This window comes from Mucilaginibacter sp. L3T2-6 (assembly GCF_030519355.1).
Taxonomy (GTDB): domain Bacteria; phylum Bacteroidota; class Bacteroidia; order Sphingobacteriales; family Sphingobacteriaceae; genus Mucilaginibacter.
The window spans coordinates 258507-270936 of record NZ_JAUMKC010000004.1 but is presented as its reverse complement, the minus strand read 5'-3'; the positions used below and the strand labels follow the sequence as shown (position 1 = coordinate 270936).

At 43.8% G+C, this 12430-nt stretch carries 8 protein-coding genes and 1 tRNA gene; 5 read left to right on the top strand and 4 right to left on the bottom strand.

Annotated elements, in window-relative coordinates:
• The first annotated feature begins 58 nt into the window (after positions 1-58).
• Genes Q3W13_RS07070 through Q3W13_RS07060 form a run of 3 tightly spaced genes read left to right on the top strand, consistent with a single transcriptional unit; the run spans position 59 to position 2874 of the window.
• Complete coding sequence (locus tag Q3W13_RS07070) at positions 59-1354, top strand: hypothetical protein (RefSeq protein WP_302862481.1); 1296 nt, start codon at positions 59-61, stop codon at positions 1352-1354.
• Positions 1355-1383: 29 nt separating this feature from the next.
• Positions 1384-2685 (top strand): DoxX family protein, encoded by a 1302-nt coding sequence (locus Q3W13_RS07065; protein WP_302862478.1) that lies wholly within the window; start codon positions 1384-1386, stop codon positions 2683-2685.
• 18 nt (positions 2686-2703) lie between these two features.
• Positions 2704-2874, top strand: a complete 171-nt coding sequence (locus Q3W13_RS07060; RefSeq protein WP_302862476.1) for a hypothetical protein — start codon at positions 2704-2706, stop codon at positions 2872-2874.
• Between the two features lie 310 nt (positions 2875-3184).
• Here Q3W13_RS07060 and Q3W13_RS07055 read toward each other — a convergent pair whose 3' ends face one another.
• From Q3W13_RS07055 to Q3W13_RS07045, 3 genes are all read right to left on the bottom strand, one after another.
• Positions 3185-4657: a serine hydrolase gene (locus tag Q3W13_RS07055; protein WP_302862474.1), complete on the bottom strand. Its 1473-nt coding sequence runs from the start codon at positions 4655-4657 to the stop codon at positions 3185-3187.
• Positions 4658-4759: 102 nt separating this feature from the next.
• Positions 4760-8389 carry an ABC transporter permease gene (locus Q3W13_RS07050; RefSeq protein ID WP_302862472.1) on the bottom strand — a complete coding sequence of 1210 codons (3630 nt, stop codon included), beginning with the start codon at positions 8387-8389 and terminating at the stop codon, positions 4760-4762.
• Positions 8390-8815: 426 nt separating this feature from the next.
• Positions 8816-8889, bottom strand: a tRNA-His gene (locus Q3W13_RS07045).
• 244 nt (positions 8890-9133) lie between these two features.
• On the opposite strand from Q3W13_RS07045, the gene Q3W13_RS07040 reads away from it, so the two are divergent.
• Both Q3W13_RS07040 and rnhA read left to right on the top strand, forming a co-directional pair.
• Positions 9134-11221, top strand: coding sequence for a cation-translocating P-type ATPase (locus tag Q3W13_RS07040; RefSeq protein ID WP_302862470.1), 2088 nt, complete (start codon positions 9134-9136; stop codon positions 11219-11221).
• A gap of 116 nt (positions 11222-11337) precedes the next feature.
• Positions 11338-11808 (top strand): ribonuclease HI, encoded by a 471-nt coding sequence (gene rnhA / locus Q3W13_RS07035; protein WP_302862468.1) that lies wholly within the window; start codon positions 11338-11340, stop codon positions 11806-11808.
• Positions 11809-11926: 118 nt separating this feature from the next.
• Here the strand turns inward: rnhA and Q3W13_RS07030 are convergent, their stop codons facing one another.
• Positions 11927-12421: a metallophosphoesterase gene (locus Q3W13_RS07030; RefSeq protein ID WP_302862466.1), complete on the bottom strand. Its 495-nt coding sequence runs from the start codon at positions 12419-12421 to the stop codon at positions 11927-11929.
• Between the last annotated feature and the right edge of the window lie 9 nt (positions 12422-12430).

The window sequence follows — 12430 nt, the reverse complement described above, 5'->3', positions numbered from 1 at the left end:
GTACCGCACTGCATTGCAAGTCTTAAATCAACAAGCCAAGTATTTGCTGATAATTTTTATGGATAAAACTTCTACACCGGAGGTTGCACACTGGCCGGCACCTCAAAAAATTGCGTTCAGATTTTTCTTTTCGTTCTTTCTCCTCATTATCGTAGCTGTACCGAACAGCACCGTGCCTTTTTATGATGGTTTGTATGCTCATTTAACAAACGTTCTTCATGTTTTTATCCCCTGGATCGCCAAAAATATAATACACTTGGAAAAACCGGTCACCCATTTTACAGGAGGCAGCGGCGATACCACCTATGATTATATATTGGATAGCATGACCGCAATTGTTGCCTTGTTAGTTACGGTAGTCTGGTCTTATACCGGGCGTAAAACAGCCCATTACCGCAGGCTTTTTTACTGGTTAATGGTAATCCTGCGCTATTACGTGTCATTTGCAATGATGATCTACGGTTTTTCGAAGGTATTTAAAGTTCAGTTCCCGGCCCCGGGTATAAACAGGCTGGTAGAACAGGTAGGGGACATGTCGCCTATGGGCCTGGCCTGGACATACATGGGTTATTCGGCAGCGTTTAATTATATTATTGGCGCAGCCGAATTGCTTTGCTGTGGGCTGCTGCTGTTTCGCCGTACTACCACTTTAGGCGCCATGGTTGGTGTTGTGGTAATAAGTAACATCGTCGCTATCAATTATTGTTTTGATGTATGCGTAAAATTAGTGTCCTCTACCCTGCTGCTGATGTGTTTGTTTATATTGATCCCCGACCGGAAAAGATTAACCAATTTCTTTTTCAGGAACCGGGATACACCACCGGCAGACCTGCCTCCGCACCGGTTTAGCGCCAGGTGGAAAAATATCGTGTTGCAGGGGGCTAAGTATGCTTTAGTACTTTATATGGCTTATGTTAACCTTTTAGACATTGTGCCCTATTATCAAAAATTTGGTGACGATGCGCCTAAACCGCCGTTATACGGACTCTACGAAGTTGATTCGTTTGTGAAAAACCGTGATACGCTGAAGCCGCTGATTACCGATACCTCGCGATGGCGGAAATTCTGGGTGCGGCGTGCCGGCGAAGCAACCGTTAAATTGATGAACGACAGCCTGGAGACTTTCGCTTTTAAGCCGGATACAACTCAACATATCGTTACTGTGCATACCGCTGCAGATACGGTAAACAGGTTTTCAGTTCGGTACAACCTTGAAAAACCCGGCGTTTTGGTATTACAAGGCCGGTGGAAGAACGATTCAATAAAAGTCAGGCTGAAAAAAGTTGACCTTGCTAAATTTCGCCTGATCAGCCGGGGTTTCCACATGATCAACGAAACACCCTATAACCGCTAATCACAGACAATCAAACTTTTTAATATTTTATGACTACAGCACATGATCCGATTGGTCAGCAATGGTCTTTGCAAAAAAAGATAGGGTTCCGCTTTGTATTTTGTTACGCCCTCTTATTCACAACGATCGGCGGGAACGATTCTTTTCCGCTTTACGCTGATGTATATTACCCTTTTTTTAATCATTTTCAGAAATTCCTTGCCTGGGCAGGCAAGCATTTATTCAATGTAACTGTAATTACCGCTCCACGCGAGTGGGGCGAGAGCGGGGGTGATGCTACCGTAGATTATATGCTATGCCTTTTTATCCTAATAGTAGCATTATTGGCCACGGCAGTTTGGTCGTATACCGGGCGTAAAACCAAAAACTATGACAAGCTTTTTTACTGGCTGCGGGTATTGCTCCGGTATTTTGTTGCCACCAATATGATTTATTACGGCGTCTCAAAGCTCCTGAGGGTGCAATTTCCAACAATTACCATCAGCAGGTTAATGGAGCGTGTGGGCGATATGTCGCCAATGGGGCTGGCGTGGACGTATATGAGTTATTCCACAGCGTTTAATTACTTTACCGGTGCGGCCGAGGTATTGTGTGCGTTCCTGCTTTTCTTCAGGCGCACTACCCGGTTAGGCGCTACGCTGGGCGTTGTGCTGATGGTAAATATTGTAGCCATAAACTTTTGTTTTGATGTTTGTGTAAAGTTGTTTTCTACAACACTTTTACTGATGTGCATTTTTATATTAATACCTGATTACCAATTTTTTATTAATTTTTTTATCCGGCATAGCGAGGTACCTGTTTCAGATATCACGCCGCATCGGTTTAAAACCAAATGGAAAAACTATTTTCTGACGGGTATGAAATGGACATTGATGGGTTATAACGTAATCGCCGTTTATATCGGCATGAATGCCTACGTAACTGTCAACAATTACGCTGATCCTAAATTAACTAAGCCGCCGCTTTACGGGCTTTATAAAGTTGATTCATTTGAACAAAACCGTGAAAAGCTTACCTTAGACAACGTTCGCTGGAACAACTTTTGGGTAAGCCATGCCGGGTTTGCAACGATAAAATTCGTAGACGATAGTGTAAAAAGCTATTTTTTTACGCCAGATACCTTGACACACACTATTAAAGCACATACGGCGGCCGACCCCTTACATAGTTTTTATTTAAACTACGAGACAACAAGACCAGGCGTGTTGATTTTAAAGGGCCAATGGCAATCGGATTCCATTGTTGTGAAAATGCACAAAGTTGATCTTAACGGTTTCCGGCTGATCAGCAGGGGTTTTCATATGATCAATGAATTTCCATATAACAAGTAATCGGGAGCCCTGCTCTACGTGGAACCTGTACGCGCCGCGCTGACGACATCCGGGCTGTTTTTTTCGCCACAAAACGACGAATCTGCGGGGGCAATGTTTTTGTTGCTGAATGTATATCCGGAAGGGGCCAAAGAATTGTTTAAAGCCGTTGACCAGCTCCTGCCCTACCAGGGCTCGTGCCTGGTTTAACTAACAACAGGCTCTAATCTTTAACTACGCTTTGGCGGAAAAACTATCTGATTATCAGTCAATAAAAAAAGTCCCTCATAAAAATAAGGGACTTTGCGGGTGGAAAATAGGTCTATTTTCAAATAACTTTATAGCTGATTTAAAAAAATAGCACGAATTTGAGAACGGTCATGGTGCAAGTTCGAACCATAATAGACTATCATTTGTTGCACAAATTCTTGAAAAAATAGTCTGATTCCTGGATTAGAGATTATCACCATAGTTTCCCTATTTCTCTAAGCTTTATCAAGAAGATAACTGCACTGTATAATTATTTATGAGCTTCCAGATTTTCTACAATCTTTTTCGCATTATCATTGTCCGGATTCAAAGTCAGTGACTTTTTATAATTTGCTAATGCTAAATCCTTATTTCCGTTTGCCAAATAGGCTTCGCCCAAACTATCGTAGGCATTTGCTGACGACGGGTATTCATGAACGATTAAACGGAATATTTTCAAGGCATCATCTAACATATGACGGTTCTTGAGCGCGTACGCTGCATTGTTGAGGCTGGATTCAGCATCTTTGAAAGTGAATTTTCTGTTCGTCTTAGCCCGCTCATAAAAGCTAACGAGTGCTTCATAACTGGTTTTCGGCGCCATCTCAGTTACAGCATAGCTAATCGGCCGGCTTTGTTTGCTGAAGGCACTATCCTGTAACATTCTCTTTAAAATCCTATTGGTTAATTCTTCTGAAATACCGGTGGTATTACGATTAGCAAAAACTGCTACACCTATTTTTTTGTCCGGTGAATAACGGATGTTTGCCAAATCCGGGCCTCCGCTGTGGCCAATAGTCAAATAGGGGCCAAAACTTTTAACTTCACTGGCGATGCTGTAGTATTGTCCGGGATCTAAAGGGTACATCCAGGTTTTATTGAATTCATACTTGCTGATTAATTGAGGCGAAAGTACCCGGCCGCGATTAATCGCAATAAATAAGTTAGCCAGGTCTGCAGCACTCGTATTGTAGCCGCCGCCGGTAGCCAATACAACCGGAAAAAACATTGGCAAGTTAACCAGTTGACCTTCATTGTTATATACATAGTTTTTGGGAACCAAGGCTGGCGGGTACTCGGTCAGGTCATTGTGTCCGGTATTTTTTATTCCGGCGGGTACTATCATAACTTCTTTTAATATTTCCTGCCATGTTTTGCCAGTCCGCTGACTAATGATCATAGCCACCATCATGTAACCGGTTTGGCGATATGCCCATTTTTCACCGGGCTTGGAGTCTAATGGTAACTTATTGAGCCATTCGTATAAATCCCGTTCGCTGATTTTCCGCTGACTGTCATCGGGCATCTGATCGAAAGGTGTTTTTTCGGTTCCGGGTATTCCGGAGGTAAGGTTTAGTAACATATATAACGGAATGTCCGCCCAGGCGACCGGCACATCGCTGAGATAATTCTTTAAGGGTGCGTTCAAATCAATAATCCCTTTATTCACTTCTGCGAGCACACCGATGCTGGTGAAAAATTTGGTCGCCGAAGCTAACCGGACCGGAGTGTGCGAATCAAATGGGATATTCTTTTCTATGTTTGCCACCCCAAAGCCTTTGCAGATAATAATGCGGTCGCCCTGTACTACAGCCACAGAAAGCCCCGGAACATTGAGTGTTTTTTGGAGAGATCTGATCTCGGATTCGATTTCGCGGCCCAGACCTGCCGTGACCGGTGTATTCTGCGCCCTACTGAAAGTGGCGATTAATAACAGCATCATAATTAGTCTTGTACTTTTCATTGCTTTTAAATTTAATTGTTGAATAAATAATGTCAGGAGATTATGCGCCCAACATGGACATGCACATCTACCGGGCTTGTTAATAAATTAGAAAAAAGATGGTTATTCGGACTTTATACTATTAACTGGCTTCGCGACTGCAGCTTTAACTGCCTGGAAACTAACTGTTAATAATGCGATGATTGTTGTGCATGCAGCTGCTAAAGCAAACATCCACCAACTTAAGCTAACGCGGTACACAAAACATTGCAGCCACCGGCTCATAACTGTGGATGCAAAAGGCATAGCAAGGACAAACGCGATGATGACTAACTGAAGAAATTCCTTTGACAACAATCTGACGACGGATGACGCACTTGCACCAAGAACTTTCCTGATCCCAATTTCTTTTTTACGCTGCTCTGCACTGAAGGCGGATAATGCAAATAAGCCAAGGCATGAAATTGAAATTGCGATTAGCGCAAATGAATTGATGATCCGCGACAGGATGATATCGTTTTCGTACGCAGTCAGCATCCGGTCATTCATAAACGTATAATCGAATGCTGTTTGCGGCAAATTCTTATGCCATAAGCGCTCAACTCCTGCTATAAATGAGGTGTAATTTTTGGTATTTGTATTGATGATCAAATTATTTACTTCATCCGCTTTAGGTGCATAAATGATCATGAACGGGTCGACATTATCATGTAATGATCTGTAATTAAAGTCCTTCACAACGCCCGCTATCTGATATTTTTTATCCCCCTGCGCCAAAAGCACCTTACCCATCGCTTTTCCCGGCTCCAAACGCAGCCGTTTTGCCAGTGACTCATTAATTAATACTTTACCAGCGTCGCCTCGCTTCAACTCCCTGCCACCAATCAGTCTCATGCCCATCGTTTTTACAAAATATTCGTCGGTAAAAAGATTTTGCTGATCAGTGGCTTCCGCCGGATTCGTTCCCGGTGTGTAAACACCCCAATTATAGTATGACGCAGCACCGAAAGTATTACTTGTACTGGTTACGGAATTTACTTCGGGCAATTGTTTTAAGTCCGCTGCAAGCGCCTCCATTTTCCCGCGCGTTTCGTTGGTGTGAAAAGTCACAATGATCTGCCTGTCTTTGACAAAACCCAGATCGCGACTTTTAATAAAACTTAGCTGGCTATAGATGACTATCACGCTAATGATCAGTATAATAGAGATGACGAACTGGAATACGACCATCGAACGTCTCAACCTTCCCGTGGCAATCGGACTGACAAAATTGCCTTTGATTGCTTTGACAGCCGAAAAAGCAGATATATAAAAAGCAGGATAACTGCCTGCGGCAAGACCTGTTACAACGGTCAATCCGCCGAGCATCAACCATAGGTGGTAATCATTAAAAACGGAAAGTTTAATATTTGCCTGGGTGATCGCATTCAAATAAGGCAGTAAGAGCAATAATAAAGGCAGGGCGATGACTATACCAGTAAACGCTAATAAAAAGGATTCCCCAAAAAACTGCGCGATCAGGTCAAATTTGCCCGCTCCTATCACTTTCCTTACGCCAACCTCCTTTGCTCTTTTAGCAGCTTTGGCGGTCGACAGGTTCATAAAATTAATACAGGCAATAATCTGTATTGATATGGCGATTAAAATCAGCAAACGCAGGAAAGACGAGCTAACTATCCTACCCATTTCCGCGTCATAACCTGCGGTGGTATGGATTGATGAGAGGGATTGAAGATGAAGCGATTTGTTCATCCCGGAATTTTTCAGCTGATCCGCACCATATTTAGTAAGAAACCCCGGCAGCCTTTTCTCCAATGTATTCACATCAGCGCCCCGCCGTAATCTAACAAAAGTGTAAGCGAAATTTTCGCCCGCCCAGGCGTTGTTACCCAAAATGCGGCTTCCGTACCCGTTTTTGTTCATCCTGATGAAAATGTTGGCTGAAAGCTGGGAGTGTCCGGCACTTTCATCCACCACACCTGTCACTTTGAAAATATTTTTTCCATTTGCGTCTGACATCGTAATTACTTTACCAATGGGATCGGTAGTTCCGAAGAGTTTGTCTGCGACGGATTTCATTAATACGATACTTGCAGGCGTTGATAACGCATTTAGTGGAGAACCTTGGGTAAAGTGATAGGTAAACAAATTAAAAAAAGTGGAGTCCACCATGACGGCATCGTTTTCATAGAATGCCTTCCCTCCATAGCTGATCAGGTGTTCTTTAATACCTAAGGTCGGCACAACCCTGGTATATTGTACCACTTGAGGGAAGTCATTCTTCATTGCCGGCCCCACAGGCGGTGATGTGGCAGCCACGCTGACTTTATCGCCCGTATGCGTTAACGACGTCGTTACCCGGTAAATGTTTTTCACATCCCGGTGCTGTTTATCGTAGCTATACTGATCATTTACAAAAAACAAAATGTATATGCAGCAAAGGGTACCCGTAGCAAGGCCCACGATATTGATAAGACTATAAAGGCGATTTTTTAATAAAAAACGATACGAGACCTTGAGATAATTATTAAACATAAAACTGCGGATTAATTTCGGCAGGAACCATTTGTTTTCCCGGTTCGAAATTACCCCTCCGATCTGCGGCTGGCGTCCTAAATTATAAGATAGGCGCTCTTTTTTCAGTTCCGTTTTATATTCAATAGCGGACTTACCCGTCATTTTTTTAAAAATGAGATTAAAAGTGCTTTTCGAATTGAAACCTGAATCATAGGCAATACCCAACAGCGTTATTCCGTCGTAAGCTGGGTTCTGCATTCTTTTGATCACTTCAGATACGCGATATTCATTGATAAAATCATTAAAACTTTTTTTAAGCGCTGTATTGACAATCCGGGATAATTCGTGTGTGGTCAAACCAAGCTTTTCAGCCAATGATGTCAAACTTAATTCCGGATCTCTATAATAATAATTTGACTTTACGACTCTTTTCAACCACGCGCCTTTGCTCATTATTTCGGAGGGCGGAGGCAACTTCAGGAAGACTGGGACATCGGGCGATGAGCCGAGTTCGGGTTTTAAAATAACAACGGCTGCCATGCAGATAGTTATTGCTCCCAGAAGTAAGAATAACGGGTAGAAAAATATTCCGGGTTGATTGTGGTTATGGATGAAGTCAAAAACTGTAAAGGGCAACCAGGATAGCCACACCAGGGTGAAAATGCTCAGGAAATTGTAAAGCCATCGCAATTTCAGCCGGTACCTGTCTCCTCCCCTGAATTGCATATTTTGGTAAAAGGTCCGAATTAGTCTGAATGATAAAAATAAATAGGCGCATACCAAAATAAACGCGGCCAACATTATCACGATGATTCCCTGATGGAATAGCTGTGCGCAGTAAGGGTCAAGGGCCTTGCTGCTACTTTCCGCAATCCGGAGCGGCCAAGCGACGATTACCGCCAGTAAAGGACCGAAGTGCAGCAGATGCCTGAAACGAAATTTAACATCCGGTTTGATTACTTTGCGGACATAAAAATAGATGAGCGGTCCCAGCCCGAGCGCGCTTTCCAGCGGGATCAGAATCAGGTGCGGAAAATAGGTTTCCATATGGATTTCGAGACCTAAATCCGAAATTAATGACAGGGCAATTACACCCAAAATTAGCGCCAATATCCGGTTTGCCTTATAATTGCCTTTACCGGATAGGATCAGTATCAGGCAAAATGCCAGGCCGGTAAAAATTTCTCCAAGCCGGGCCAGGTCATAAAGATTGATATGTAGCGTATAAGTATTCAATTCCCTCGAAAGCGTCAATCATCATTCCAAACCTAAATTGACCTAAAAAACCAAGTGGAGGGGTTGTTAGCTTTTTAATTACGTAACGAAACCGGACAGGTAAGCGTACGATTTTGAGACGCATATGAAATACTTATAGTAGTAATTTTAACTATTTGACAGAGTGCAAAGATCCTAAGGCGCCTGCCCGGGGTTTTATGATACAAATTATAATGAGTCGTTACGCTCACATTTTACAACCGACATTTTCGCTCTAAATGAGCTGCTACTGAAATATACTAACGCGCATCCAGATAACGGTTGGTAGTTGATTAATAGCAATTTAGACAACTATAGGAACAAATTCGCAACAACTTAATTTTGAGCAATTTGGACATGTGTATACCTATATAATGTAGCTGGCTACTTTGTAGCCAGCTACATTTGGGTAAGTAATCGGGCTCGAACCGACGACCCTCAGAACCACAATCTGATGCTCTAACCAACTGAGCTATACCTACCGTTTTGGAGTTTGCAAAAATAGATATTTCCCGGTTATTCTGCAAAGGTTTTTTTATTTGTTAAATGGTTGTAATGTTTGCATGTTGGAAACTTGGAAGGTTAAGCCACGATATTTTACAAATTACTGACTGTCAGCGCCAAATAACATTTCAGCTTTGCAACGTTCCACCACCCACCCACAAATTTACAATCAGCTTACCCGTTTTATTCAGAACCATTTTAGTTAATAGGTACCTTTGTACTATGGCAGAGCAATTGATTGAATTGAACGTGACGGGGATGCATTGTAGTAATTGCGCCATGTCTGTACATAAGCTTCTGGAGAAAAAGGGCATGCACAATATCCTGGTTGATTTTGCCGGCGAAGAGGTGAAATTCTCCAACGATGGTTCGGTTGCCCTGCCCGAGATCGTCAAAGATATAGAGGGTCTCGGCTTTAAGGTTGTCGAAGATCAGGCTACCCACGCTATCCCCTTTTATGAAAAGGTGGAAAACAAGTTCATTTTTTGCGCCATACTCACCGCTCCGCTATTGCTGCACATGGTTTTACCATGGCATTTTTTGCATAATCCGATAGTTCAGCTGGTATTGTGTATACCGGTATTTTTGGTGGGCTGCCTTCATTTCGGCAAAAGCGCTGTTAACTCTATCCGGGGTGGCGTGCCCAATATGGACGTGCTGATATTTGTTGGCTCAACTGCCGCTTTTGTGTACAGCCTGGTGGGCACCGTTAAAAACCTGGGCGCACAATACCAGTTTTACGAAACCTGCGCTACCATTATTACACTGGTGCTGCTTGGCAATGTTCTTGAAAAGCGATCGGTAACGCAAACTACCTCGGCCGTAAAGGATCTGATAAAAATACAACAGGTAAATGCCAACCGGGTGATTAACGGCGCCATCGAGGTAATAAACGCAAAAGAAGTAAGACCGGGCGATACATTACTGGTAAATCAGGGCGACAAGATCCCGGTAGATGGAGAGGTATTGTCGGGCAACGCATCTGTTGACGAGAGTATGCTTACCGGCGAGAGCATCCCCGTTGAAAAAGGAAAATATGATAAAGTAATCGGCGGCACTATTATTCAGCACGGCAACATCCATATGCTGGCCACCAAGGTCGGCTCGAACACCGTACTTGCCCAGATCATCGATCTTATGAAAAAAGCACAGGCCGCCAAGCCGCCGGTACAAAAGCTGGGTGATCAGGTAGCGGCCATATTTGTTCCGGCGGTTATATTGATCTCGCTCGTAACATTCGCACTTACCTATTTTGCAACGCATACTTCAATGCAAACCGCTTTAATGAACGCCGTTGCGGTGCTGGTTATATCCTGTCCATGCGCTATGGGCCTGGCGACCCCTACGGCCGTTATGGTTGGCCTGGGGCGGGCTGCTAAAAATGGCATCCTGATAAAAGGGGGCGATACAGTTGAAGCGGTTGCGCATACCAAATATGTGGTGTTCGATAAAACCGGTACCCTCACCACGGGCAAATTCCGCATTAATGAAATAAAGATTGAAGGCGAAAACAGCCCGGAACAGGTAAGAGGCATTATTACAGCGATTGAGGAACGTTCAAGCCACCCGATAGCAAAATCGCTCATCAGCGAGTTAAAGGCATTGCCCCAAAATAAAGTAATCTTAAAGTCGGCTAAGGAAGAGAAAGGCTTGGGAATGAGGGCCGAAGATGCCAACGGCAATCATTATTTCCTGGGCTCCGGTAAGTCAGGCGATGATGGGTTTAATATTTCACTTTATAAGAATCAAGAGCCGCTGGCTCAAATATCTATTGATGATGAAATTAAGCCTGACGCGGCAAACCTGGTAGCGCAACTAAAAAAAATGAACATCACACCGGTGCTATTAAGCGGCGATAAAAATGCCCGTTGCCATAAAGTTGCAAGGCTGATCGGTATAGATGATGTACATGGCGAAATGCTGCCTGAGGAGAAGCTGCAGGTAATCGACATCTACCGCCAAAAAGGAAAAACCATAATGATCGGCGACGGCATTAACGACGCGCCTGCGCTAACCCGCGCTGATGTAGGTGTATCTATGAACGACGCCAGCCAGGTAGCCATACAATCCGCACGGGTGATCCTGCTGAATACCGACCTGCACTCGGTGGTTAAGTTTTTGCAGATCAGCAGGCACACACTGCTTACTATCAGGCAAAACCTTTTCTGGGCCTTTGCCTATAACATAGTGGCGATCCCGGTAGCCGCACTTGGTTTTTTAAACCCAATGGTGGGCGCATTTGCCATGGCTTTTAGCGATGTAGTAGTAATTGGGAATTCGCTGAGGCTGAAAGGGAAGAAACTTTCTTAGTCCATGATTCATAGAACATAGACGACGGGCGATGCGTTTTTCATAAGCAATTACGCTAATGTTTGCTACTTTTGAAGCTGACTATGGACTATCGACCATGGTCTATGGACTATACAATGATTGAAATTTTTACAGACGGTGCATCCAGCGGCAACCCGGGACCGGGCGGATATGGGGTGATTCTGCGTTCGGGCAAACATTACAAGGAACTGTCCGAAGGTTTTCGCAAAACCACTAACAACCGCATGGAACTGCTGGCGGTTATAAAAGGGCTGGAAGCCCTGAAAAGCCCCAACCAGGATGTAACCATTTTTTCGGACTCCAAGTATGTTATCGACGCCATTGAAAAGCGTTGGCTGCAGGGTTGGCTGCAAAAAGGCTTCGCCGGAAAAAAGAACAAAGACCTTTGGCTCCGTTACCTCGAGATCAGCAAAATTCACAAAATAAAATTCGTATGGGTTCGAGGCCATAACGGTCATCCCGAAAATGAACGCTGCGATCAATTGGCCGTAGCAGCCGGAAAACAGAAGGGTTTATTGATCGACTCTGTTTTTGAGGCAGAGAGCGCAAGAGGCGATTTGCTATAAGGAGTTGGCAGTTTTCAGTGAGCAGCTGCCAATAAATCACCTCAAAATACGCTAACCGATTTGATTAAAGCTTGAAATTAACCAAACGACTGCAAACTGCATACCGCGAACTGTAAACTCACTTACCTCCCAACTCAATTACCTGCAGATCTTTTATTTTATCGTCATCTATGGCAAATCGCATCATGGTGCGCACTTTTTGCCACCCTTGCTTACCGGCTGCGCCGGGGTTGAGGTGCAGGCAGCTTATCTTTTTATCGTAAATAACTTTAAGTATATGTGAGTGGCCGCTTATAAACAGCTGCGGCGGTTTGGTGTAAATCTCCGGTTTAACATATGCACTATACCTGTCGGGATAGCCGCCGATATGGGTCATCCACACATCAACGTTTTCGCATCTAAAGCGCAGGTGCTCCGGATAGGTTTGCCTTATCCCGTTACCGTCTATATTGCCGTAAACTCCTTTAAGGGGCTTAAAGCCGGCCAGTTTATCAGCTACCTCAATGCTGCCAAAATCCCCGGCATGCCATATTTCATCGCAGTTTTCAAAATGCTTAAAAACAGCATCATCAAGATAGCTGTGCGTATCGGAAATTAGTCCTATTTTAGTCATTGGGCAGGT